24 protein-coding genes are annotated in these 24,002 nt (G+C 70.6%); 19 read left to right on the top strand and 5 right to left on the bottom strand.

What is annotated here, in order from left to right:
- Positions 1 to 3: 3 nt before the first annotated feature.
- From ABDZ92_RS15590 to ABDZ92_RS15580, 3 genes are all read left to right on the top strand, one after another.
- Positions 4 to 714, top strand: coding sequence for an HAD family hydrolase (locus ABDZ92_RS15590; protein WP_125960088.1), 711 nt, complete (start codon positions 4 to 6; stop codon positions 712 to 714).
- A gap of 65 nt (positions 715 to 779) precedes the next feature.
- Positions 780 to 1,202, top strand: a complete 423-nt coding sequence (locus ABDZ92_RS15585; RefSeq protein WP_125960089.1) for a VOC family protein — start codon at positions 780 to 782, stop codon at positions 1,200 to 1,202.
- Positions 1,203 to 1,261: 59 nt separating this feature from the next.
- Entirely contained in the window at positions 1,262 to 2,518 is a 1,257-nt protein-coding gene (locus tag ABDZ92_RS15580; RefSeq protein WP_272695305.1) for an MFS transporter, read from the top strand.
- A gap of 137 nt (positions 2,519 to 2,655) precedes the next feature.
- Here ABDZ92_RS15580 and ABDZ92_RS15575 read toward each other — a convergent pair whose 3' ends face one another.
- A complete protein-coding gene (locus ABDZ92_RS15575) occupies positions 2,656 to 4,467 on the bottom strand; it encodes a class I adenylate-forming enzyme family protein (RefSeq protein WP_241211784.1) in 1,812 nt (603 codons plus the stop codon).
- A gap of 114 nt (positions 4,468 to 4,581) precedes the next feature.
- On the opposite strand from ABDZ92_RS15575, the gene ABDZ92_RS15570 reads away from it, so the two are divergent.
- Positions 4,582 to 5,451: an acyl-CoA thioesterase gene (locus tag ABDZ92_RS15570; protein ID WP_125960091.1), complete on the top strand. Its 870-nt coding sequence runs from the start codon at positions 4,582 to 4,584 to the stop codon at positions 5,449 to 5,451.
- Between the two features lie 247 nt (positions 5,452 to 5,698).
- Here the strand turns inward: ABDZ92_RS15570 and ABDZ92_RS15565 are convergent, their stop codons facing one another.
- Entirely contained in the window at positions 5,699 to 6,697 is a 999-nt protein-coding gene (locus tag ABDZ92_RS15565) for a phosphotransferase family protein (protein WP_125960092.1), read from the bottom strand.
- 205 nt (positions 6,698 to 6,902) lie between these two features.
- On the opposite strand from ABDZ92_RS15565, the gene ABDZ92_RS15560 reads away from it, so the two are divergent.
- From ABDZ92_RS15560 to ABDZ92_RS15500, 13 genes are all read left to right on the top strand, one after another.
- A complete protein-coding gene (locus tag ABDZ92_RS15560) occupies positions 6,903 to 7,598 on the top strand; it encodes a glutathione S-transferase N-terminal domain-containing protein (RefSeq protein ID WP_125960093.1) in 696 nt (231 codons plus the stop codon).
- A gap of 121 nt (positions 7,599 to 7,719) precedes the next feature.
- On the top strand, positions 7,720 to 8,262 hold the full coding sequence (locus tag ABDZ92_RS15555; protein WP_125960094.1) for an EF-hand domain-containing protein: 543 nt from the start codon (positions 7,720 to 7,722) through the stop codon (positions 8,260 to 8,262).
- Between the two features lie 83 nt (positions 8,263 to 8,345).
- Positions 8,346 to 9,065, top strand: a complete 720-nt coding sequence (locus ABDZ92_RS15550) for a response regulator (protein WP_125960095.1) — start codon at positions 8,346 to 8,348, stop codon at positions 9,063 to 9,065.
- On the top strand, positions 9,062 to 10,423 hold the full coding sequence (locus tag ABDZ92_RS15545; protein WP_241211785.1) for a sensor histidine kinase: 1,362 nt from the start codon (positions 9,062 to 9,064) through the stop codon (positions 10,421 to 10,423). Before ABDZ92_RS15550 ends, ABDZ92_RS15545 begins: the two co-directional genes overlap by 4 nt.
- 95 nt (positions 10,424 to 10,518) lie before the next feature.
- Complete coding sequence (locus tag ABDZ92_RS15540) at positions 10,519 to 11,214, top strand: endonuclease/exonuclease/phosphatase family protein (RefSeq protein ID WP_125960096.1); 696 nt, start codon at positions 10,519 to 10,521, stop codon at positions 11,212 to 11,214.
- A gap of 82 nt (positions 11,215 to 11,296) precedes the next feature.
- Positions 11,297 to 11,722, top strand: a complete 426-nt coding sequence (locus ABDZ92_RS15535; protein ID WP_206432162.1) for a LapA family protein — start codon at positions 11,297 to 11,299, stop codon at positions 11,720 to 11,722.
- On the top strand, positions 11,719 to 12,393 hold the full coding sequence (gene pyrF / locus ABDZ92_RS15530; protein ID WP_125960097.1) for an orotidine-5'-phosphate decarboxylase: 675 nt from the start codon (positions 11,719 to 11,721) through the stop codon (positions 12,391 to 12,393). The genes ABDZ92_RS15535 and pyrF overlap by 4 nt, the downstream gene beginning before the upstream one ends.
- 397 nt (positions 12,394 to 12,790) lie before the next feature.
- Complete coding sequence (locus ABDZ92_RS15525; protein ID WP_125960154.1) at positions 12,791 to 13,429, top strand: phosphoribosylanthranilate isomerase; 639 nt, start codon at positions 12,791 to 12,793, stop codon at positions 13,427 to 13,429.
- A 59-nt stretch (positions 13,430 to 13,488) separates the two neighbouring features.
- Complete coding sequence (trpB, locus tag ABDZ92_RS15520; RefSeq protein ID WP_125960098.1) at positions 13,489 to 14,718, top strand: tryptophan synthase subunit beta; 1,230 nt, start codon at positions 13,489 to 13,491, stop codon at positions 14,716 to 14,718.
- Positions 14,715 to 15,527, top strand: a complete 813-nt coding sequence (gene trpA / locus ABDZ92_RS15515; protein WP_125960099.1) for a tryptophan synthase subunit alpha — start codon at positions 14,715 to 14,717, stop codon at positions 15,525 to 15,527. Before trpB ends, trpA begins: the two co-directional genes overlap by 4 nt.
- Positions 15,524 to 16,381, top strand: a complete 858-nt coding sequence (gene accD / locus ABDZ92_RS15510; RefSeq protein WP_125960100.1) for an acetyl-CoA carboxylase, carboxyltransferase subunit beta — start codon at positions 15,524 to 15,526, stop codon at positions 16,379 to 16,381. The genes trpA and accD overlap by 4 nt, the downstream gene beginning before the upstream one ends.
- A gap of 81 nt (positions 16,382 to 16,462) precedes the next feature.
- A complete protein-coding gene (locus ABDZ92_RS15505) occupies positions 16,463 to 17,791 on the top strand; it encodes a bifunctional folylpolyglutamate synthase/dihydrofolate synthase (RefSeq protein WP_125960101.1) in 1,329 nt (442 codons plus the stop codon).
- Positions 17,792 to 17,864: 73 nt separating this feature from the next.
- A complete protein-coding gene (locus tag ABDZ92_RS15500; RefSeq protein WP_206432163.1) occupies positions 17,865 to 18,302 on the top strand; it encodes a DUF6628 family protein in 438 nt (145 codons plus the stop codon).
- Here ABDZ92_RS15500 and ABDZ92_RS15495 read toward each other — a convergent pair.
- Together ABDZ92_RS15495 and ABDZ92_RS15490 are read right to left on the bottom strand one after the other, a co-directional pair.
- Entirely contained in the window at positions 18,299 to 19,657 is a 1,359-nt protein-coding gene (locus ABDZ92_RS15495) for an AmpG family muropeptide MFS transporter (RefSeq protein ID WP_125960102.1), read from the bottom strand. The two genes, ABDZ92_RS15500 and ABDZ92_RS15495, sit on opposite strands and share 4 nt — an antisense overlap.
- Before the next feature lie 267 nt (positions 19,658 to 19,924).
- Positions 19,925 to 20,356: a response regulator gene (locus tag ABDZ92_RS15490; protein WP_125960103.1), complete on the bottom strand. Its 432-nt coding sequence runs from the start codon at positions 20,354 to 20,356 to the stop codon at positions 19,925 to 19,927.
- Between the two features lie 123 nt (positions 20,357 to 20,479).
- On the opposite strand from ABDZ92_RS15490, the gene ABDZ92_RS15485 reads away from it, so the two are divergent.
- Together ABDZ92_RS15485 and rsmD are read left to right on the top strand one after the other, a co-directional pair.
- Positions 20,480 to 22,084, top strand: a complete 1,605-nt coding sequence (locus tag ABDZ92_RS15485; RefSeq protein ID WP_241211786.1) for a pseudouridine synthase — start codon at positions 20,480 to 20,482, stop codon at positions 22,082 to 22,084.
- Positions 22,084 to 22,647, top strand: a complete 564-nt coding sequence (gene rsmD / locus ABDZ92_RS15480) for a 16S rRNA (guanine(966)-N(2))-methyltransferase RsmD (protein WP_125960105.1) — start codon at positions 22,084 to 22,086, stop codon at positions 22,645 to 22,647. Before ABDZ92_RS15485 ends, rsmD begins: the two co-directional genes overlap by 1 nt.
- On the opposite strand, the gene ABDZ92_RS15475 is transcribed toward rsmD, so the two are convergent.
- On the bottom strand, positions 22,601 to 23,914 hold the full coding sequence (locus ABDZ92_RS15475; RefSeq protein WP_125960106.1) for an MFS transporter: 1,314 nt from the start codon (positions 23,912 to 23,914) through the stop codon (positions 22,601 to 22,603). The genes rsmD and ABDZ92_RS15475 overlap by 47 nt on opposite strands.
- Positions 23,915 to 24,002 lie beyond the last annotated feature (88 nt).

Below are 24,002 nucleotides of genomic sequence, written 5' to 3'. Positions count from 1 at the left end.
GCCATGCAGAGCGAAGTCGACCACCAGATCGCCCGATCGACCGAAGTGCTGGAGCGATCGCGCGATCGCTATCGCGGCGGCGCGCAGCGCGTGAAGCGCAGGCGCGAGGCGGAGGTGCTGCGGCGGCTGGGCCGCATCGCGGCCGCGGACCTCGCCATTTTGATCGGGGCGCTGGTGGTCGGCTGGGTCGTGCCGCTGGGCATCGGCGGCGCGATGCTGGTGATGGCGCTGCTGATCGCCGCCACCGCGCTGTTCGCGATCTTCCCGGTCGTACCGGCGGCGACGCCCGAGACGTTCGCGACCGCGCCGTTGAAGGCGCTGCCGCAGCAGACTGAGCGCTGGCTGGAAACGCAGCGCCCCGCCCTGCCCGCGCCGGCACGCACGCTCACCGACTCGATCGGCGTGCGGCTCGATACGCTCAGCCAGCAGCTGGGGGCGCTGGACGAGCGCGAGCCGGCCGCGGCCGAGGTGCGCAAGCTGGTGGGCGAGCAGCTGCCGGAGCTGGTGCGCGGCTACCAGCGGGTGCCCGAGCCGCTGCGCCGGGTGGAGCGCAATGGCCGCACTCCCGACGACCAGCTCGTCGAGGGGCTGAAGCTGATCGACGAGGAAATCGCCGACATGAGCCGCCAGCTGGCGCAGGGCGACCTCGACAGCCTGGCGACCCGCAACCGCTACCTCCAGATCAAGTATCGCGACGACGAGACGCTGGCGTAGCAGCCAGGTAGAGGCGTAGCATCGCCGGCGAGGCGGGCCTGCGCCCGCGTTCGAGGAGAGTCGCGATGACAGTGCGTCCTGCCTTGATCCCGGTGCTGCGCTACGCCGATGCCCCGCGTGCGATCGACTTCCTGTGCGCGGCCTTCGGCTTCGTGCGGTACGCCGTCTACAGCGACGCGGACACGCCTTCCCGGGTAGACCATGCCGAACTTGTCTGGGCGGGGCAGATGATCATGGTGTCGTCCGCGATCGACACGCCCTTTGCACAGGCGGCGCGCATGCGCACGGCCGCCGAGGCCGGGTGCGTGACCCAGTCGCTCTACCTGGTGCTGGACGATGTCGACGGCCATGCCGCGACGGCCGCCGCCGCAGGTGCCGAGATCTTCCTGCCGCCCGAGGACCAGCCCTATGGCGGCCGCAGCTACAGCGCGCGCGATCCCGAGGGGAACGTCTGGACCTTTGGCAGCTATGATCCGTACGCAGGCTGAGATCGACTGATCCGAAGCGTCGATTGGACAGAGTGGCCAGGCCTGCCCACATGGCGGGCGTGACTGACACCGTTCTTCTGGAAGCGCCCGACACCGACCCGCCCCGCCAGCCGCAATGGACGGCATATGGGACGCGCGCCTACCGCCGGATCAGCCTGGCGCTGTTCCTGGCCGGGTTCGCCACCTTTTCGCTGATCTACTGCGTGCAGCCGCTGCTGCCGGAGTTCGCGCGCGATTTCCGTGTGGCGCCGGGGGTTGCCTCGCTGGCGCTGTCGCTGACCACCGGCCTGCTGGCGCTGGCGATCTTCGTGGCGGGCGCCTTTTCGCAGATGGTGCCCAGGCGTGGGCTGATGTTCGCGTCGATGGCGGGCGCTGCCGTCCTCAACCTCGTCGCCGCACTGACGCCGAGCTTCGCGCTGCTGCTCGCGACGCGTGCGCTGGAAGGGCTGGTACTGGGCGGCGTGCCGGCGGTGGCGATGGCCTATCTGGCCGAGGAGATCGACCCGGCGCACCTGGGCCGCGCCATGGGCCTCTATGTCGCGGGGACCGCCTTTGGGGGGATGATGGGGCGCGTCGGCATGGGGCTGGCGACGGACCTCACCAGCTGGCGCGGGGCGATGGGGCTGCTGGGAGCGCTCGACCTGGCGGCAGCGGTGGGCTTTGCGCTGCTGTTGCCGGCGTCGCGCAACTTCGCGGTGGTGCGGGGCTTCGACCTCGGCTTCCACCTTCGGACGTGGCGGGCACATCTGCGGGACCCCCGGCTGCTGCGCCTGTTCACCCTCGCCTTCCTGCTGATGAGCGTGTTCGTGGCGCTGTTCAACTATGCCGGCTTCCGGCTGGCCGCCGCGCCCTATCACCTGGGCCAGACCGCGAGCAGCATGATCTTCCTGACCTACGCGCTGGGGATGGTCGCCTCCTCCAGTGCGGGGCGGCTCGCGGACCGGCATGGCCGCGCACGCACGCTTGGCGTGGGGCTGGCGTTGCTGCTGGCCGGGATCGCGCTGACCCTGTCGGCGAGCCTGGTGTGGATCGTGGCCGGCATCACGCTGCTGACGATCGGCTTCTTTATCGGCCATTCGGTGGCGAGCGGCTGGGTCGGGCGGGTGGCGCAGGGCGCCAAGGGGCATGCGGCGTCGCTGTACCTGCTGTTCTACTATGTCGGGTCGAGCGTGACGGGAACGCTGGGCGGTTGGTTCTGGGAGCATGGCGGGTGGCATGCGCTCGCCGCGCTGACGGCGGTGCTGACGCTGGCAGGGTTCTGGGTGCTGGCGACGCTGGCGACGCTGGCGACGCTGGCGCGGTTGAGCCGGGCGTAAAGATGCCCGAAAAGGGCGAGGTCGTTGCTCCTTAGCCACCGAGGCCATTCCGCCTGGACTCCGGCCTTCGCGGGGGTACGAGTGTAGAGCTTGGTACACTTGCCCCAAGCTGCCGGTGCTCCCGCGGCGGCGGGAGCCTAGGGTCGCGGGCGGTGGCGTCTGTTGCCCTGGGCTCCTGCCTTCGCAGGAGCACGCATGGTGTCATAAGCCGGGGCAAACATCTCCCGCAGCGCGCGCTTCAGGATCTTGCCGTTGGCGTTGCGGGGCAGCGTGGCCTCGACGAAGCGGATCGCGACCGGCACCTTGAAGGCGGCGAGGCGCGCGCGGACCCAGGCCTGCAGCTCGGCCTCGTCGGCGTGTATCCCCGGCGCGAGATGAACGACCGCCGCCGGCTGTTCGCCGAGCGTGTGGTGGGGGATGCCGACCAGGGCGCAGTCGGTGACCGCCGGGTGCGCGTAGAGCACGTCCTCCACCTCGGCCGCGTAGATGTTCTCACCGCCGCGGATCACCACGTCCTTCAGGCGATCGACGATGTGGCAAAAGCCGTCGGCGTCGATCCGCGCCAGGTCGCCGGTGCGGACCCAGCCGTTGACGAAGCCGGCGGCGGTTTCCTGCGGCCGGTTCCAATAGCCCTGCACCACCATCGGCCCGCGTGCCCAGAGTTCGCCCACCTCTCCCTGCGGGACCGGCTCGCCCGTGTCCGGCGAGAGGATCTTGAGGTCGGCGGTCGCAACCGGCGGGCCGCAGCTGGTCGGGCGGGCGAGATAGTCCTCGGCCGCGTTGCTGGCGACCGTGGCCATAGTCTCGGTCATGCCCCAGCCGTTGCTGGGCATCGCGCCGAACTCCGCGTGTATCCGGCGGGCGAGCTCGGGCGCAGCGGGCGCGCCGCCATAGGCGATGCGGACAAGCGAGGAGAGATCGCGCGCAGGGCGGTCGGGGTGCTCGAGCAGCTGCCAGGCGATGGCGGGGACCCCGCCGATCGCCTCGATCCGTTCCCGCTCGATCAGTGCCATGGCGGCGGCGGCATCCCATTTGCGCATCAGCACGATCGTGCCGCCGGTCGCGAGGGCGATCATCAGGAAGGCACTGCACGCGGTGACGTGGAAGAGCGGGATCGGCAGCAGCACCGTCTGGGCCGGCGAGCGCTCCGGCAGCGGCGCCCCGCGCCGCAGCAGCGTGCGGGCGGAGACGAAGCCGGACGAGAGGATGTTGCTCATCAGGTTGCGGTGGGTGCCGACCGCCCCCTTGGGCCCGCCGGTGGTGCCGCTGGTAAAGAAGATGGTGACGGGATCGTCGGGGGCGACCTCGACTTCGGGGAACACAGTCTCGGGAAGGCACGCCCAATCATTCGGGCTGCCGATCATCGCCTCCAGGAGCTCGGCGTCACCGCCCAGCAGGTCGCGTGAGCCGGAGACGAGCACCGCCTCCAGCGCCGGCAGATCCGCATAATAGTCGAGCAGCCGTTCGTGGCGGCGGGCGTCGGCGATCAGCAGGCGGGCGCCGGTGTCGGCGAGCGCGAAGGCGAGTTCGCCGCCGGTCCACCAGGCGTTGAGCGGCACGGCGATGGCGCCCAGGCTCGCGATCGCCATCAGCGCGATCGGCCATTGCGGGCGGTTGCGCATGGCGATCGCCACCCGATCCGCCTTGCCGACGCCGCGCGCGGCGAGCGCTGCGGCGAGCGTGGCGACCGCGCGATAGCCCGCCTCGAAGGTCACGCGCTCGTCCTCGTGGATCAGGAACAGGCGATCGCCATGCGCGCGGGCGGCCTGGGCGAGCGCGGCGAGGCTGGGCGGGGCGTGCTTCCAAGTGCGGGTCGGCACGCCGCGGATCGCCACCGTCTCCATCTCGTAGCGCGCGCCGGGTGCGGTGAGCCGCGCCGTCGCCTCTCCAAGGGTGCAGGCGGGCCAGGCGGAGCCCGGCGGCGGTTCGATCGGTTGGTGCGTGGACACCGCGCGGCTTCAAGCCCCGGCGGCCGGCCCCGTCAAGCCGGGCGGATAAGCGCTTGCCGAATACGTAAAGCATGTGCCTAATGCTGCGATCGGATCGAAGGAACGACTATTTCCATGACGCACACCCCGGAACGGCTGGTCGAGACGCTGACCGCGCTGCTCGACCTGGAGGAACTGGACACCGACCTGTACCGGGGGGCGCGGCTGCCCGGCGGGCGCGGGCGGGTGTTCGGCGGCCAGGTGATCGGCCAGGCGCTCCAGGCGGCGCAGCGATCCGTCGACGACAAGGTCGCGCATTCGCTCCACGCCTATTTCATGCGCGCGGGCGATGCCGAGCATCCGATCCTGTTCCGGGTGACGCGGGATTTCGACGGGCGGAGCTTCGCCACGCGGCGGGTGATGGCGTTGCAGCGCGGGCAGCCGATCCTGGTACTCGCCGCCTCCTTCCAGCATCAGGAGGAAGGGCTGCACCACCAGGACGCGATGCCGGAAGTGCCGCCGCCCGAGGCGCTGGGATCCGAAGCGCAGGTGCAGGCGGAAATGGCAGGCGAGCTGTCGGACCCGGTGCGCAAGTTCCTCGCCCAGCCGCGACCGATCGAGATGCGGCCGGTAGCGCCGGGCGACTGGCTGCGCTCCGAGCCGCGGCCGCCGGTGCAGCACAGCTGGTTCCGCACGGTCGCCCCCCTGCCCGACGATCCCGCGCTGCACCGGGCGGTGCTCGCCTATGCCAGCGACATGCTGCTGCTCGGCACGTCGATGATGCCGCACTCGGTACGGCTGGGCGATCCGCGCATGCAGACGGCAAGCCTGGACCACGCGCTGTGGCTGCACGAGCCGTTCCGGTTCGACGACTGGCTGCTCTACACGACCGACAGCCCCTGGGCGGGCAACGGGCGCGGGTTCAACCGCGGGCGCATCTTCACGCGCGACGGGCGGCTGGTGGCGAGCGTCGCGCAGGAAGGGCTGATCCGCAAGCGGGGGTGACGGCCGGTCGGCGGAGGGGTGCGCGAGGATGTGTCGGTCGTGCGATACCGCCGTATCCTGCGCAGGCAGGAATCCAGGGCCAAGTAGAGCAACGAGTTTCGGTGCCTGGAACCCTGGGCTCCTGCCTGCGCAGGAGCACGGTAGGAAACCTTCATCCGGCTGGACGGGCCGAAAGTCACTGCAACCTTCCCAACTGGACCCCGGCCTTCGCCGGGGTACGAATTCGCGGGGCTTGCGCGAGCGAGGTTCAAGCCCCGGCGCGCTGGGCGTAGGTCCAGGCGGTGGCGGCCAGGGTTGCGCTGTGGGCGGGGGCCTCTTCCTGCTCCAGGATCGCGAGGCGGAAGAGCGTGTAGGCGAGGTGCCAGTCGAGGGCCGTGCCTGCTTCGCGACCGGTCGCCTGGCAGTAGCGTGCCACCATCTCGTCTGCCGAGGGGATGCCGCTTTCGGCGCCGGCGCGTTCGTCCAGGCCCGGATGAAGCTCCGTGCCGCTCACCCAGCGCGCGAGCACATAGGCGAGATCGATGCGCGGGTCGCCGATGCCGGCCTGGTCCCAGTCCAGCACCGCGGCCACGCGAACGCCCTCCTGCGAGAACAGGAGGTTCTGGAGACGGAAGTCGCCGTGGACGATCGCGGGCGGTGTACGGTCCGGAAGCGCAGTTGGGAGCCAGCCGGCAAGGCGGGCGAGATCGGGCGTGGCGTGAGCCGCGGGCTTGGCGGTCCAATGCCCGAGCTTGCGATCCAGCCGGCATTCGGTGAAGCCGATGGCGTCCAATGCGAGCGGCGCCGGGTCGATCGCATGGAGCGCTGCGAGCGCGTCGATCCACGCGTCGTAATGTTCCCGGCGATGGGCGGGCGTCATGCCGGGCATGGTCTCGTCCCAGAGGGTGCGGCCCTCCACAAGTTGCATCACGTAGAAGGGCTCGCCGAGCACGGAGGCATCGGTGCAGAGCGCTAGCGGACGCGGCGCGGGGAAGCCGGTCGGCTGCAGCGCCTGGAGCAGGCCGAACTCGCGCTCGAGCGGATGGATAGCCCCCTGCGGCTCGGACGGGCGGCGGCGGAGCACATAGGCGCGCTCGGGCGTGTCGATGCGGTAGGTACGGTTGCGGCGCCCTCCGGCAAAGCGGACATAGGCGAGCGGCCCTTCGAACCCCTCGACCGCCTGGCGCATCCACTCAGCGAGCGCGGCGCCATCGAGGTCGTCGGCCGGGCGTGTCCCCAGCATCTGCGAGGTGTCGTGGGTGGTCATGCGCGCCCTCCGCGCCAGGACCGCAAGGCTGAGGGCTGCGCCCCTGCTGCCGGGCTGCCGTTCGCCATCGCGCTCTCCCCTTGCCGCGCGCGACCGTCACCGCCGCGCCTGGAGACCATACGCGCACGGGCTGCGCACGTTCCCTCGCCTTGCACGCGTCGACCCGCTCGCCCATCTCTCCCGACCGACACAAGGAGCCCTGCCGATGATCCATCTCCACTATTGGCCGACCCCGAACGGCCACAAGATCACGCTGTTCCTGGAGGAGACCGGCCTCCCCTACACCATCCATCCGGTGAACATCGGCAAGGGCGAGCAGTTCGCGCCCGACTTCCTGAAGATCGCGCCCAACAACCGCATGCCCGCGATCGTCGACGACGAACCGGCGGACGGCGGCGAGCCGATCAGCATCTTCGAATCCGGGGCAATCCTGCTCTATCTGGCGGAGAAAACCGGCCGCTTCCTGGGGCCGGACCTGCGCGCCCGCGTCGAGCAGACGCAGTGGCTGATGTGGCAGATGGGCGGCCTTGGCCCGATGCTGGGCCAGAACCACCATTTCAATCGCTATGCGCCCGAGAAGATCCCCTATGCGATCGATCGCTACGTCAAGGAAACCAATCGCTTGTACGGCGTCCTTGACCGGCAGCTGGAAGGACGTGCGTTCATCGCCGGCGACTATTCGATCGCGGACATGGCAGCATATCCGTGGATCGTACCGCATGAGGCGCAGGGTCAGGACTTGGCCGACTTCCCCAACGTCCAGCGCTGGTTCGAGGCGATCCGCACGCGGCCTGCGACCGAGCGCGCCTATGCGCTTGGCGAACAGGTGAATGCGAGCGGCGGCGAGATGACGGAGGAAGCGCGTCGCAACCTGTTCGGCCAGACGGCGAAGCGGGACTGAGCGCCGAGACAATTTGCGACAGTTTTCCGGTCGCGCGACATACCGGTGCGACAGGCTGGGCCCAGATAACGAACCGTCGCCGCGGCAGCCTGCCCCGGCAAGCAATGCAGAGGCTTTTGCCATGAAGAAGTTCGTAGTTGCGGCAGCGTTGGGCGCCACCATGCTGACCGGCGTCGCCCAGGCGGGCCAGCAGGGCAGCCCGGCGCCGCGCCGTGCCGGCCTGATGGCGATGATCGACACCAACAAGGATGGCGTCCTCACCCGCGAGGAGGCGCTGGCAGCCGCCGACGTCCAGTTCGCGCGGATGGACCAGAACAAGGACGGCAAGGTCGACGCGACCGAGCTGCGCCCGCCGCATCGTCGCGGTGGCGCCGATGCTCCAGCCGCGGCCGACGGCGAGGCTCCGGCCGGCAAGCCAGCGCCCGGCATGCACCGGCGCGGCGGCATGGGCGAGCGGATGCTGGCGCGCGTCGACGCCAACAAGGATGGCGCGATCAGCCGCGAGGAGTTCCGCGCCGCGGCAACCACGCGCTTCGAGCGGATGGACGCCAACCGCGACGGTCGCATCGACGCCGCCGAGCAGAATGCGTTGCGCGAGCGGATGAAGGCGCGCTCGGGCCGTCACGCCCCGCCGCCGGCAGCCGCCCAGGGCGCAAACGACTGACGTTCCCCGCCGGGCGGTGCCACGCCGCCCGGCGCTTTCCGCCCGGCTGTCGCCGGCCGGGGAGTGTGATAGGTCCCCTTTCCATGGCCGATATTCCCCACCTGCTGCTGGTCGACGACGAACGCTCGATCCGGGAGCCGCTTGCCCAGTATCTGACCAAGCAGGGCTTTCGCGTGACGCAAGCCGGCGACGCCGAGGGCGCGCGTGCGCGCATGGCGGCCTATGCGATCGACCTGGTGGTGCTCGACATCATGATGCCGGGTGAGGACGGGCTGTCGCTGTGCCGCCACATCCGCGAGACCAGCGACACGCCCGTGATCCTGCTGACCGCGCGCGCCGAGGAGACGGACCGCATCGTCGGGCTGGAGATGGGCGCGGACGATTATGTGGTGAAGCCCTTCTCCCCGCGCGAACTGGCGGCGCGCATCAAGGTGGTGCTGCGGCGCCTGGCCGCCGGCGGCGTGCGCCAGCATGCGCCGGAAAGCGGCTCCTTCGCCTTTGCCGGCTGGGTGCTGAAGAGCGGCGAGCGCAGCCTGGTCGATCGCGAGGGCGTGTCGGTGCCGCTGTCGACCGGCGAGTACAACCTGCTCCACGCGCTGGTGACGCGACCGCGCCAAGTGCTGACCCGCGACCAGCTGCTCGACCTGACGCAGGGGCGCGAAGCGGCGGCGTTCGATCGCGCCATCGACAACCAGATCAGCCGCCTGCGCAAGAAGATCGAGACGGATCCCAAGAACCCCGAGATCATCAAGACCGTCTGGGGCGGCGGCTATACGCTGGCTAGCGAGGTCACCCGGCTTTGAACCGGCTGTGGCCCCGCAGCCTCTCCGGCCAGATCGCGCTGCTGGTCGCAATCGCGCTGTTCGTCGCGCAGGCGATCAACTTCGGCATGCTGCTGCGCGAGCGGCGCGCCGTGCGCTTCGCGCAAGTGACGGTGCCGGCGGTGACCCGCATGGTGGACGCGGCGGAGCGCCTGCGCGGCGGCCGGCCCGTGGACCCGCGCGGACCCGATCGGGACCGCCCGCGCGCCGTGCGACTGGTGCCGGACAACCCGCTGACCCACCAGGAACCCAGCGACGGCGAGTTCGAGGCGGCGGTTCGCAGCGCCTTTGCCGACGCTGGGCTTCAGGTCGGCCGCATCGAGACGGAGATCCGGCTGGTTGATCCGGACAGCCCCGTCGTGCGCCGGATGGACCGGGTGCATGCCGAGCGGCTTCGGCGGTTCGGGGCCACGCTGAAGGTGGCGGCCGAGATCCCGGGCCGCGGCTGGCTGGTGCTGGAGACGCCCTGGCCGAACACGCAGCAGGGGCTGGTGTGGCAGCTCGTGGCGCAGACGCTGATCCTCTACGGCTTCGTGCTGCTGCCGGTGCTGTGGATCGGGCGCCGCATCTCCAAGCCGCTGCGGGCGCTGGCGCAGGCGGCGCATGACTATCGCCCTGGATCGGCGGCGAACACGGTGGAGGAATCCGGGCCGGGTGACGTGCGCGCGGTGATCGCCGCCTTCAACGGCATGAGCGTGCGCGTGAGCGGGATGCTGGAGGAAAAGGACCGGATGCTCGGCGCGATCGGGCACGACCTGCGCACGCCGCTGGCAGCGCTGCGCGTCCGTATCGAATCGGTCGAGGACGATGCCGACCGCGCCCGCATGGCCGAGACCATCGACGAGATGAACCGCACGCTGGAGGACATCCTGTCGCTCGCGCGGCTGGGCCGGCCGAGCGAGCCGGAGACGCAGGTGGACCTGGCGGCACTGGTGGACGCGGTGGTCGAGGACTTCCGCGACTTGGGTGCCGACGTTTCGTTCGAGGAGGCGGAGCGCCAGCGGCTGCGCCTGCGGCCGACGCTGATGCGGCGCGCGATCCGCAACCTGATCGAGAATGCGGTCAAATATGCGGGCGGCGCGGAGGTGCGGCTGGTCGCCGATCCGGCGCGGGTGCGCATCGAGGTGGCCGATCGCGGCCCCGGCATTCCGCCGGACCAGATCGCCCGGGTGTTCCAGCCATTCACCCGCCTGGAAACGTCGCGCAACCGCGAGACCGGTGGCATCGGCCTGGGCCTGGCGCTCGCGCAGGCGATCGTGGGCGATGCCGGCGGCGCGATCGCGCTCGCCAATCGCGACGGGGGCGGCCTGCTCGCGACCATCACCCTGCCGCGGGGATAAGCGGCCGGGCCGCCTGAATCCTTTCGCACGCGGAACCACTGCGGCGCCGCGGCACTTGTTCGAACACCCGAAGCTTTCCCCACAGGTGCCGCCGGATGATCAAGATCGCGAGCTACAACATGCGCAAGGCCCTCGGCACCGATCGGCGCCGGCGGCCGGAGCGCACGCTGGAAGTGCTGCGCGAGATCGACGCCGACGTGATCGCGCTGCAGGAATGCGACCGGCGCTTCGGCCAGCGCATGGGCGTCATCCCCGAGCACATGCTGGAGGAGCATACCGATTGGCGCGCCGTACCGGTGGCGGCGCGGGCGCAGAGCATGGGCTGGCACGGCAATGCGCTGCTGGTCCGCAAGTCGGCGCAGGTGCTGGATTGCGAGCGGATCGAACTGCCGGCGCTGGAGCCGCGCGGCGCGGTGTCGGCGGACCTCCGCATCGGCGGCATGCTGCTGCGCGCGGTCGGCATGCACCTGGACCTGTCGGGCCTGTGGCGGCGCAAGCAGGCCGCGGCGATCCTGAGCCATTGCGACAGCGCTGCGCGCGCGATGCCGACGGTGCTGATGGGCGATCTCAACGAATGGAGCGCAGCGTCGGGCTGCCTGCGCGATTTTGCGCGGCACCACCGGTTTGCCGCGACCGGCCCGAGCTTCCACGCGCGCCGACCGGTGGGCAAGCTCGACCGGATCATGGCCTCGCCCGAACTCAAGATCGTGGACGCCGGCGTCCACGACACGGCGGCGGCACGGACCGCATCCGACCACCTGCCGATCTGGGCGGTGGTGGACCGCGCCTGAAGCGCCCGCTCCCGACCCTCCCTTGCCCGCGCGGCGCTCCCCGCCTAAGCAGGCGGCGACCGCAAACCATAGGGGCACGGCCATGCAATTCCTGAAAACCCTGTTCTGGGCACTGCTCGTCGGGGTCGTGGTGGCCTTCAGCCTCAACAACATGGCGATGGTGCCCGTTCGACTGTGGGGCAGCGTCGTGGCGGACGTGAACCTGCCGCTGCTGCTGGTCGTCACCTTCCTGCTGGGCTTCGTGCCGGCCTATCTGTCGCTGGTGACGGTGCGGTGGCGGGCACGCCAGCGGATCGCCGCGACTGAGCGGGCGCTGGCGGACCTGCGTGCCGCACAGGCGACGCCGCCGGCCGCGCTGGCGCCCGGCGACCTGCCGGCCGCCCGTGTGGTGCCGGCCCCGGCCGTGACCCCGGTCCATGCCGTGGACGCGCCGGTGACCGACAACGCGCTGGGCGAGCACCCGATCACGCCGGGCGTCCCGGGCACGATTATCCAGGACCGTTCATGACCTCTCCGATCTACGTCGCTCTCGATACTCCCGATCTCGAACGTGCCAAGGCGCTGGCAAAGCGCGTCCAGCGCCACGTCGGCGGCATCAAGCTGGGGCTGGAATTCTTCATGGCGAACGGCCGCCAGGGTGTCCGCGAGATGGCGGACATCGGCCTGCCGATCTTCCTGGACCTGAAGTTCCACGACATCCCGAACACGGTCGCCAAGGCGATCCAGGCGCTGGGGCCGATCAAGCCCGCGATCCTGACCGTCCATGCCGCCGGCGGCCGGGCGATGCTGGAGGATGCCAAGGCGGCAGCGCCGACGGGTACCAAGGTGGTGGCGGTGACGATGCTCACCAGCTTGGACGGCGACGACCTGCGCTCGATCGGCCTGTCCCCGGACCCGCACGAACAGGTCGTGCGGCTGGCGGAACTCGCCAAGTCCGCGGGTGTCGACGGCATCGTCTGTTCGGGCGAGGAAGTACGCGCTGCGCGTGCCGCCTGGCGCGACGGCTTTTTCGTGGTGCCGGGCGTGCGTCCGGCGCAGGGCAAGGTCGGCGACCAGAAGCGGGTGGTCACTCCGCGTGCCGCGCTGGACTCCGGCGCCTCGATCCTGGTGATCGGGCGACCGATCACCCAGGCGGAAGATCCCGACGAGGCAGCACGCGCGATCGGCGCGACGCTGTAAGCTTCCCCCTCCCGGGCGAGCACCATCGCGGCGGCGGGCTGTTTCCGCCTGGTTGACAGCCAGACCGTCGAGGCGCAGCCTCGGACGATGTTGGCAGTCGCCCTTGCGCTCCTTGCGAGCCCGCAAAGCTGTGTAGAGGTGCAGCAGCAGTGCCGTGCCTGCACGACCGTGGCAGGCCGGCAGCAATGCTCCAACATCGGCATCGCCTGTCAGCCGGTGCGGCGGATCTGCCGCGCCCCCGACAAGCAAGCCCGGCGAGTCCCGACGGCAGGCCCCAAGGAGCATTCGGCCCAGCGCTGAGCCTCGGTTGTCCCGGCGCCTGCCGCCTGAGACCCGGAAGGGCGAGCGCATGTGCTTTCCCCTCGCGCCTGCCGCCCGGCTGTTCTATCGGGCTGCCATGCCAGTTTCCGCCAAGATCTGCGGCCTCTCGACGCCGGCAACCCTCGATGCGGCCGTGGCCGGAGGGGCGAGCCACGTCGGGTTCGTGTTCTTCCCGCCCTCTCCTCGCAACGTCGGGCTGGACCTGGCCGCTGGGCTTGCGGCGCGAGTGCCCGCGCAGGTGCGGCGCGTGGGCGTGTTCGTCGATCCGGACGACGCGCTGCTCGACGCAGCGACGGCGGCGGGGCGGCTCGACTCGATCCAGTTGCACAAGACCGCGCCCGAACGGGTGGCGGCGATCCGCAGCCGGCTGCGCCGGGACACCTGGGCGGCGGTGGCGGTGAAGACCCGCGCCGATCTGGATGCCGCGCGCAGCTATGCCGGGGCGGCGGACCGCATCCTCTATGATGCCAAGACGCCGCCGGGCGCGGCACTGCCGGGGGGCATGGGGCTGCGCTTCGACTGGACGCTGCTCGACGGGTTCCGGCACCCGCTGCCCTGGGCATTGTCGGGGGGGCTCGATCCGGCGAACGTGGCCGAGGCGATCGCGCGTACCGGCGCACCGCTGGTCGATGTCTCGTCCGGGGTCGAGGAGGCGCCTGGGGTCAAGGATCCGGCGCGGATCGGCGCCTTCTTGGGGGCCGTCACCCGCGTCTGAGGGTGGCATGCGCGCGGAAAGGGGTTGAGGGCGTCCCCGCCGCTGCTAAAGCCGGGGCCATGAACGCGCCCAACACCTTCCGCGCCCAGCCCGACGAACGCGGCCATTTCGGCCAGTTCGGCGGCCGCTATGTCGCCGAGACGCTGATGCCGCTGATCCTGGACCTGGAGCGCGAATATCGCGCGGCCAAGGCCGATCCGGCGTTCCAGGCCCAGTTCGACGACCTGCTCGAACATTATGTCGGGCGACCGAGCCCGCTCTACTATGCCGAGCGGCTCACCGAGACGCTGCGCGAGAGCGCGGCGCCGGGCATGGGCGCGCAAGTGTGGTTCAAGCGCGACGAGCTCAACCACACGGGCGCGCACAAGATCAACAACTGCATCGGCCAGATCCTGCTGGCGATGCGGATGGGCAAGACCCGGATCATCGCGGAGACCGGCGCGGGCCAGCACGGCGTGGCGACCGCGACCGTGTGCGCGCGCTTCGGCCTGCCCTGCACCATCTTCATGGGCGCCAAGGACGTCGAGCGGCAGCAGCCGAACGTGTTCCGCATGAAGCTGCTGGGGGCGGAAGTCCGCCCGGTGGCGAGCGGCGCGGCGACGCTGAAGGACGCGATGAACGAGGCGCTGCGCGACTGGGTCGCGAACGTCCACGACACCTTCTACATCATCGGCACGGCGGCCGGCCCGCATCCCTATCCGGAGCTGGTGCGCGACTTCCAGTCGGTGATCGGGCGCGAGGCGCGGGCGCAGATGCTGTCGCGCATCAACCGCCTGCCCGACCTGCTGGTGGCGGCGATCGGTGGCGGCTCCAACGCGATCGGGCTGTTCCACCCGTTCCTGGACGACGCCGAGGTGGCGATGCTCGGCATCGAGGCGGCGGGCCATGGCCTGGACAAGCAGCATGCGGCCAGCCTTGCCGGCGGCGCACCGGGTATCCTGCACGGCAACAAGACATACCTGCTGCAGGACGAGGACGGTCAGATCGCCGAGGCGCACTCGATCTCGGCCGGGCTCGACTATCCGGGCATCGGGCCGGAGCACAGCTGGCTGCACGAGATCGGCCGGGTGAAGTATGAGGCGGTGACGGACGTGGAGGCGCTCGACGCCTTCCAGCTGCTGTGCCGGACCGAGGGCATCATCCCCGCGCTAGAACCTTCGCACGCGATCGCAGCGGTATCGCGCAAGGCACGGGAAATGCGGGAAGATCAGATCATCCTCGCTAACCTGTGCGGGCGCGGCGACAAGGACATCTTCACCGTCGCAGCCGCCCTTGGGGTCGCGATATGAGCCGCATCGCCGACACCTTCGCGCGCTGCCGTGAGCAGGGTCGCGCGGCGCTCGTCACCTTCGTGACCGCTGGCGATCCGAACCCGCAGGCGACGGGCGCGATCCTGGACGCGCTGGTTGCGGGCGGGGCCGACGTGATCGAGCTGGGCATGCCGTTCACCGATCCGATGGCGGACGGGCCGGCGATCCAGCTGGCGAACATCCGCAGCCTGGGCGCGGGCACCACCACCGCAGACATCCTGGCGATCGTGCGCGAGTTCCGCAGCCGGCACGCCGACGTGCCGCTGGTGCTGATGGGCTATGCCAATCCGATGGTCCGCCGCGGTGCCGACTGGTTCGCGGAGGCCGCAGCGGATGCGGGCGTGGACGGCGTGATCTGCGTCGACATCCCGCCGGAAGAGGACGACAGCCTGGGCGTGGCGCTACGCGCGCACGGCATCGCGCCGATCCGCCTCGCCACCCCCACAACCGACGTGGCGCGACTGCCGGCGGTGCTAGATGGGGCCGATGGCTTCCTCTACTACGTGTCCGTCGCCGGCATCACCGGCAAGCAGCAGGCGGCGCAGGCCTCGATCGACGAGGCGGTGGCGCGGCTGAAGCAATCGACCGACCTGCCGATCGCGGTGGGCTTCGGCGTCCGCACGCCCGAACAGGCAGCCGCGATCGGCGGCGTGGCCGACGGCGTGGTGGTCGGATCGGCGATCGTGGAGATCGTCGGCGTACACGGCACCGCTGCGGCGGAGCCGGTGCGCACCTATATTCAGTCGCTCGCCACCGCGCTGGCGAGCGCCCGGAAGGAACTTGCATGAGCTGGATTACCCGCGTTCGCAACGCGCTCCCCTTCGTCGCCCCGCGCCAGACGCCCGACAATCTGTGGCACAAGTGCAAGGGCTGCGGGCAGATGGTCTTCACCAAGGAATTGGAGGAGAACCAATATGTCTGCCCGATGTGCGACCATCACGAGCGCATCGGCCCCAAGGAGCGGTTCGCCTATTTGTTCGACGAGGGCAGCTGCGAAACCCTGCCGAGCCCGACCGTGCCGGAGGACCCGCTCAAGTTCCGGGACTCCAAGCGATATGCCGACCGGCTGAAGGCCGCGCGCGCCAGCACCGGTGATAGCGATGCCTGGATCAACGCGCTGGGCACGATCGACGGGCACAAGGCCGTGGTGGGCGTCCAGAACTTCGGCTTCATGGGCGGGTCGATGGGCCAGGCCGTGGGCGAGGCGTTCATCGCCGGCGTAGAAAAGGCGATCGAGCAGAACTGCCCGTTCATCGTCTTCACCGCATCGGGCGGCGCGCGCATGCAGGAAGGCATTCTGAGCCTGATGCAGATGCCGCGCACCACGGTGGCGATCGAGATGCTGCATGATGCGGGCCTGCCGTACATCGTCGTGCTGACCGATCCGACGTCGGGTGGCGTGATGGCGGCCTATGCGATGCTGGGCGACGTGCAGATCGCCGAGCCCAAGGCGACGCTGGCCTTCACCGGCCGCCGCGTGATCGAGAGCACGATCCGCGAGAAGCTGCCGGACGATTTCCAGACGTCGGAGTACTACCGCGACCATGGCCTGATCGACATGGTCACCCACCGCAAGGAACTGCGCAGCACGCTGGCCGAGCTGATCGACTTCCTCTGCGCGGGCAACAAGCAGGCGGCGTGATCCGCGGGCGCCGGCTCTCCGACACGAGCCGGCGCCACTTCCCCCGCGACGGCGCCGCCAAGCGGCGCTAAGGGCGCTGCCATGCCCGACCATGCCCGTTCCGCCGATCCCGCCGTACAGTTCCAGATCGACCGCCTGATGGCACTCGGCCCGGGGGCCGACGTGCTGGGGCTCGACCGGATCACGCGGCTGCTCGCGCGGCTGGGCGATCCGCAACGGGCACTGCCGCCGGTGATCCATGTCGCCGGCACCAACGGCAAGGGGTCGACCTGCGCCTTCCTGCGCGCGGCGCTGGAGGCGGCGGGCAAGACCGTCCACGTCTATACCAGCCCGCATCTCGTGCGCTTCAACGAGCGCATCCGGGTCGCCGGCCGCCTGATCGGCGACGCGGAACTGGCAGCGCTGCTGGCGGAGGTGCTGGATGCGGGCGCGGACATCGGTGCGAGCTTCTTCGAGGTGACGACGGCGGTCGCCTTCCTCGCCTTCACCCGCACGCGCGCGGACGCCTGCATCATCGAGGTCGGGCTTGGCGGGCGGCTGGATGCAACCAACGTGATCCCGGCCCCCGCCGCCACGGCCATCGCGCAGCTGGGCATCGATCACCAGGCGTTCCTGGGCGACACCGCCGAGGCGATCGCGCGGGAGAAGGCTGGCATCGCGAAGCCCGGCGTGCCGCTGATCACCATGGCCTATCCGCCGACCGTGGCAGAGGCGGTTGCAGCGGTGGCGGGCGCAGCCGGTGCGCCGCTCTTCCCCCGCGGCAGCGACTGGTCGTTCCGGGTCGAGAGCGGCGAGCTGTGCTACAGCGACGCGAAGGGGACGCTGGTGACGCCGCTCCCCGCGCTCGCCGGGCCGCACCAGCCTGCGAACCTGGCGCTGGCGATCGCCACGCTGCGCCACCAGACGCGGATCGCCGTTCCGGACGCTGCCTTTGCCGCAGCAGCGCGGGAGGCGCGCTGGCCCGCGCGGATGCAGCGCCTGGCGCGGGGCCCGCTGCTCGCGCTGCTGCCCCCCGGGTCCGAGCTGTGGCTGGACGGCGGGCACAACCCGGCGGCGGCCGACGCAGTGGCGGACACCATCGAGCGGGTGGCGCACGGCCGCCCGGTCCACCTGGTGCTGGGGATGCTCGCCAACAAGGACGTCGAGGGGCTGCTGGCGCCCTTCGCCCCCTTCGTCGCGAGCCTGACGGCAGTGCCGGTGCCTGGGCACGTGGATCACAGCCCGGCCGAACTGGTCGAGACGGCGCACCGCCTGGGCATCACGAGCACCGCGGTCGCCGGCGAGGTTTCGACGGCGCTACGGATGGTGGCCGGGCGGGCGGACGCAGGGGAGCCGCCGGTGGTGCTGGTGCTGGGCTCGCTCTACCTGGCGGGCACGGTTCTGGAGGCGAACGACGAACTGCCGGATTGATGCGTCTTATTGATATTGACTTGCAATAGAGGTCGTACGAACCTGCTGCCATCCCTCGCGGCAGGAGACTCGCATGACCACCGCCCAGCCCCTTTTGCATTCCCTGTCCGAGATGCTGCCGCACGGCTGGCCCTCGCATGAAGACCGGCTGCTGCTCCTCTATGGCATCCGCCGCACGGGGGCACACGGGCTCCACGACGCGGCGGCTGCGCACGCGTACATGACCGCGTTCGGCCGTGAGTTCCGACGGCCCCTGCTGCTGCTCCGCGCGCTGATGGCGGAGGTGTCGAAGACCTCCGCGAACCCGATCCAGATCGCCCCCTGCTGCTGCCCGCGCATGACCTCCGGAGAGGCAGCGCTGGTCGACGTGCTCGGCTCCGTCGAGACGCAGCCCGAGCGGGCCGAGCTGCTGCTGCGCGACCTCCTAGGCGTACGGCATGCAGGCGGGCTGATCGCGACCGCCCACCTGCTTTCGCTGGCGTTCCGCGACGGCGGGCGGCCGCTCGACTAGGCGGCGGCGGGCGCCTCGTCCGGCACCTTCTCGGTGCCGGGCTGGCGGACGTTCTGGACGACGAAACCGCGCCGCCACAACAGGCCCAGCAGCAGCAGCCCCGGCAGCGCCACCACCATGGTCAGCAGCCAGAAGCCGACCCAGCCGAGCGCATCGGCGGCCAGCCCCGCGGGTGCGGCGAGCCACGTCCGCCCAACCGCGGCGAAGGAGGACAGGAGCGCGAACTGGGTGGCGGTGTAGGCGAGGTTCGAGAGACCCGAGAGATAGGTCACGAACACCGTCAGGCCGATGCCGCTCGTCACCTGTTCGGTTGCGACGGCGATCGTCAGCCAGGTCACGGAATGGCCGTGCATGGCGAGGATCGCGAAGGTCAGATTGCTCAGCATCATCAGCACGCCCGAGGCGATCAGCGCCCGGCCCATGCCGAGCCAGGCCATGAAGGGCGCGGCAAGCGCGGTGCCGACGATCAGGCCCCAGAAGCCGACCACCTTGTTGATCGCGATGAACTCGGTGTCGGAGAAGCCGAGCTCGACGATCATCGGGTTGAGCATCGCCTGCCCCATCGCGTCGCCGAGCTTGTAGATGAGCACGAACAGCAGGATCAGCACCGCGCCGCGGCGGCGGAGGAACTCGCGAAAGGGCCCGACGACGGTGTCGCGCAGCCACTGGCCGTGCGATCCTTCGCGCGCGACGGTGGCATCGTGGCGGCCCGGCCCGGCATACAAGGCGCCCAGCATCGCCGGCACGACGCAGAAGGCGGTCAGGCCATACCCCAGCGCCCAGCCGAGGCCCCACCCCTCCGGTGAGGCGATGGCGATGGTGCCGACGCCGGCGATGAGGTTGCCGATGCGATAGCCGAACTGGTTGTTGGCGGTGCCGAAGGGCAGTTCCTCGTCGGAGAGGATCTCGATGCGATAGGCGTCGATGACGATGTCCTGGGTCGCGGACAGGAAGGCCGTCACGATCGCCCAGAAGGCGAAGAGCCCCAGGTGGAGCTCCGGCTGGCTGGCGCCGAGCATCCACACGGATACGAACAGGAGCGCCTGGATGAAGAACAGCCAGGCGCGGCGCTGCCCGACCAGCCGCGTGAGCACCGGCAAGCGCAGCCGGTCGATCAGCGGCGCCCAGAGGAACTTGAGCGTATAGGGCGTGGTGAGCCCGATCGCGAAGCCGATGGTCTTCTTGTCGATGCCGACCTTCGCTAGCCAGAAGCCCATGGTGCCGAGCAGCAGCGTGAGCGGGAAGCCGCTGGCGATGCCGAGCAGGAAGGCGACCAGCGGCTTTGGCCGCACATAGGGCGCCATCGCTGCCACGCGGCGCCTGCCCCCGTTGCGCTCGCCGGCGACCTCAACCATTGCACTTTCCTTGAAACGCCGCCCCGGCAGCAAACCGCGCGCACCCTAACGCGCTCCCGCCGCTTTTGAAGGGGCGCAAATCGGCCTGCCGCAAATCCTACCCATTCGGCTGGGGTTCATCTCCAGGGAGTGATAGAAGCGTGGCCGACGGCGAGGGTCCGGACTGGAGCCTCGAAACGTCACCCGTCGTCCCGCGTGTCTTACGGACAGCAACCAAGCACGCGGGACGTCGGGACTATCGTTCGGTCACCCCTCCGGCAAACATGCTCAAGCGAGCTTCGCGAAGAGGCTGAAGCTGCTCGGCAGCTTGCGCGGGGCCTTGCCGTCCAGCAGCGTTTCCAGCGCCTCAATCGCGGCGAGCAGGTCGCGCTGGGGATAAGGCTTGGCAAGACAGCCGATCGCGAGTTCGCGCGCCCCCTCCGGGCAGGCACCCGTCACGAACATCACGGGGATGCCGCGCTGCCGGGCCGCGCGCGCGACATCGATGCCGCTGCCGTCGCTCAGCGACACGTCCACCAGCACCAGGTCGATCGGGGCGTCACTGTTCACCGCGGCGAGGCCTTCGCTCACCAGATCGGTAGTGGCGACGATCTCGAATCCCGAATCCGCCAGAAGATGTTCGGCGTCGAATGCGACCAACGGCTCATCCTCCACCACCAGGATGCGCTGGATCCGCCGCTTCTTCTTGCCAAACAACATCCGCCGCTCGCTTCCCTCTCTACGGGGTCTGCCCTATAGCGTAGAAACACCCGAACCGATCGAACGATCACCGCCGCCGCACGATTTCGTCGCGCAGGCGTAACAGGATAGCATTTCCCCATCGTGTCGACGTCCAAGACCAATGAACCGCAGCGAATCGCAAAGCTGCTCGCCCGCGCCGGGGTTGCCTCGCGCCGCGACGTCGAACGGCTGATCGAGGCGCGCCGCGTCGCGCTCGACGGCGTGCCGATCGAGACGCCGGCGACGCTGCTCACCTCGCTGCGCGGCATCACCGTGGATGGTGAGCCGGTGCAGGCCGCCGCCCCCACCCGGCTGTTCCGCTATCACAAGCCCGCGGGCGTGCTGACCGCCGCGCGCGATCCGCATGGCCGCCAGACGATCTATGATCGCATGCCCGGCGACCTGCCGCGGCTGATGCCGGTCGGGCGGCTCGACTTGAATACCGAGGGGTTGCTGCTGCTGACCACGGACGGTGAGCTCAAGCGCCAGCTGGAGCTGCCGGCGACGGGCGTCGAGCGCACCTACCGCGCGCGCGCCTATGGCGAAGTGAGCCAGGCGCAGCTGGAAGACCTGATGCTGGGCGTGGAGATCGAGGGCGTCCGCTACGGCCCGATCAACGCCAACATGGAACGGCGCACCGGCACCAACGTCTGGGTCGAAATGACGCTGACGGAGGGCAAGAACCGCGAAGTTCGGCGTGTGCTCGAATATCTCGGCCTCCAGGTCTCTCGCCTGATCCGCACCCGCTATGGCCCCTTCTATCTGGAAGACATGCCGATCGCGTCGGTGGACGAGATCCGCCAGCACGACCTGGTCGCATTCCGCAAGACGCTGAAGGACCGGCCGACCAGCAAGCCGGCACCCGAAGGCGCCGATCCGGCCGCGCTGAAGGCGTGGCGGCGCGAACCGTCGCGCGATCGCACCGCGCCGGCGCGTCCGCGTCCCGCACCGGTCCCCTATGGCGAGCGGGTCGCGCGCGAGGTGCAGCCGCACCCGCAGGCGTTCCGCCGCAGCCGACCCGCGGACGAAGACACGGGCGAGGCGCCGCGCGGGAGTGGCTTTGGCAAGCGCACGGCCGAACGCGGGCCGCGCCGCAAGGACGGTCTCGCCGGCCGCCGCGACGAGGCCGGCGCGCCGCGCAGCCCGCGTGGCCAGCGCGCAGCGGCATTTGCCGACCGCACCGGCCGCAAGCCGGCCGCCGAGCGGGCGGAGCGCCCTGCCGAGGCGGGACGTGGCGACAAGCCCCGCCGTACGCTGTCCGCAGCCTTTGGTGGCGAACGCCCGGCGCGCGACGATCGGCGTCCGCCGCGTGGCGAACGCCCCGAGCGGACGGAGCGTCCCCAGCGGGGCGAGCGTCCGCAGCGCGCGGATGGACCGCGCAGTGCATTCGGGAAGCCGAGGTCCGGGGACTATGGCGCTGCCGCACCCCGCGGTGATGCCCCTCGCGGCCCCCGCGGCGAAGGTCCACGCACGGCCCGCCCCGAGGGGGCGCGGCCGCCGCGTGGCGACGGGCCGCGCTCTGGCTATGGCGCGGGTGCGCCGCGGGGCGATGGCCCGCGCGCTCCTCGCGGAGAGGGACCGCGTTCGCCGCGTGGTGACGCTACACGCTCGCCGCGCGGTGATGCACCGCGTCCGCCGCGGGGGGATGGTCCCGCCCGTCCGCCGCGGGGTGGACGGCCCGGCGGTCCTCCCAAGGGTCGCGGCTGATGCGCATCATTTCCGGCCAGTGGCGTGGGCGTCCGATCGCCGCACCCAAGGGTGAAGCGACCCGCCCGACCGCGGATCGCACGCGCGAGGCGCTGTTCTCCATGCTGGCGAGCCGCGTCGGCAGCTTTGAGGGGCTGGCGGTCGCCGACCTGTTCGCAGGATCGGGCGCGCTGGGGCTAGAGGCGTTGTCGCGCGGCGCGGCGTCGTGCCTGTTCGTGGAGCAGGACCGCCATGCGCTCGATGCACTGCGCGCCAATGTCGAGAAGCTCGGCGCCAAGGGCGCGCAGGTGCGGGCGCAATCCGTGCTGGCGCTGGGGCCGACCGCCACGCCGCTCGACCTGATCCTGATGGATCCGCCCTATGCGAGCGGCGCCGGCTGGGTGGCCGCCGACAAGCTCGCGCGGCTCGGCTGGATCGGGCCGGCGACCTGGGTGAGCGTCGAGACCGGCCGCACGGAGGACGCCGATGCGCCCGGCTTCGTGATCGATGCCGAGCGCGTCTATGGCAAGGCGAAGCTCACTTTGCTCCGCCGCGCGGAACCAGCCACAGACCTGCAAGACTGAACAGCCCGGCGACGGCGAGGTAGAGCCCCACCGGGGTGAGCCCGCCCGCCTGGGCGAATGCCTCGGCCGCCATCGGCGTCACCGCGCCGCCGATCACGCCGCCGACGTTGAACGCCATCGACGCGCCGGTGTAGCGCACGCGCGGCGGGAACAGGCCCGGCAGCCAGGCGCCGAGCGGCCCGTAGACGAAGCCCATCGCGAACAGCGCGATCGCCAGCCACGCAGTGACGGCGGCGATCGTGCCGCCGCCCATCAGCGGCTGCATCAGCAGGCCGGCGACGATCACGCCCCCGCAGCCGAAGGCGAGCACCCGGCCGGTGGTGCTGCGATCCGCCCACCAGCCGGCGAGCGCGATGCCGGCGGCCATGAACAGGATCGCGAACAGCTGCATCGACAGGAAGGTGTCGCGCGAGAAGCCGAGACGCGTGGTGCCGTGGCCAAGCGCGAAGGCGGTGGCGATGTAGTAGAGCGCGAAGCAGGCCACCGCGCCAAACGTGCCGGCGAGCGTGCCGCGAAGATGGCTGCGGAAGAGTTCGGCGAGCGGCACCGACGCGGGGGTTTCGTGCTCCAGGGCGGCGCGGAACTCGGCGGTCTCGGTGAGCTTGAGGCGAACCCACAGGCCGAGGCCAACCAGCAATGCGCTGGCGAGGAACGGCAGGCGCCAGCCCCAGCTGCGGAACGCGGCTTCGTCCAGGCCGAGCCCGAGCAGCAGGAACAGGCCATTGGCGGCGAGGAAGCCGACCGGCGCGCCGAGCTGCGGCACCGATCCGAAGCGGCCGGCCCAGCCCTTGGGCGCATTCTCCACCGCAAGCAGCGCCGCTCCGCCCCACTCGCCGCCAAGGCCGAGCCCCTGGGCGAAGCGCAGAAGGCACAGCAGGAACGGGGCGAGCAGGCCGACCTGGCCGTAGGTAGGCAAAAACGCGATCGCGAGCGTCGAGCCGCCCATCAGCATCAGCGAGGCGACCAGCGTCGACTTGCGGCCCATACGGTCGCCGAAGTGGCCGAACAGTGCCGCGCCGAGCGGGCGGGCGAGGAACGCGAGGCCGAGGCTGGCGTAGCTCAGCATCAGCCGCGCCGATTCCGACTCGGCCGGGAAGAACAAGGTCGGGAACACCAGCGCCGCGGCAGTGGCGTAGATGTAGAAGTCGTAGAACTCGACCGAGGTGCCGACGAGGCTGGCGAGCAGGATGCGGCGGCTGGAGGGGCCGCCGGCTGTGGGCAGAACGGCGGCCGGGATTGGCGCGGCGGCGGAACGGTGGGCGGTCATGCGGGCTGGTTGGCGGTGGAGTTGCGGGAGGTCAACCTGCGCACGCATCTTTGTTGCCGAAGAAGCTGGCGCTGGAGCAGCATCCTTG

Origin of the sequence: Sphingomonas molluscorum (assembly GCF_039522995.1) — a bacterium.
In the GTDB taxonomy this organism is placed as follows: Bacteria; Pseudomonadota; Alphaproteobacteria; order Sphingomonadales; family Sphingomonadaceae; genus Sphingomonas; species Sphingomonas molluscorum.
This window is presented reverse-complemented; position numbering and strand designations above follow the sequence as displayed.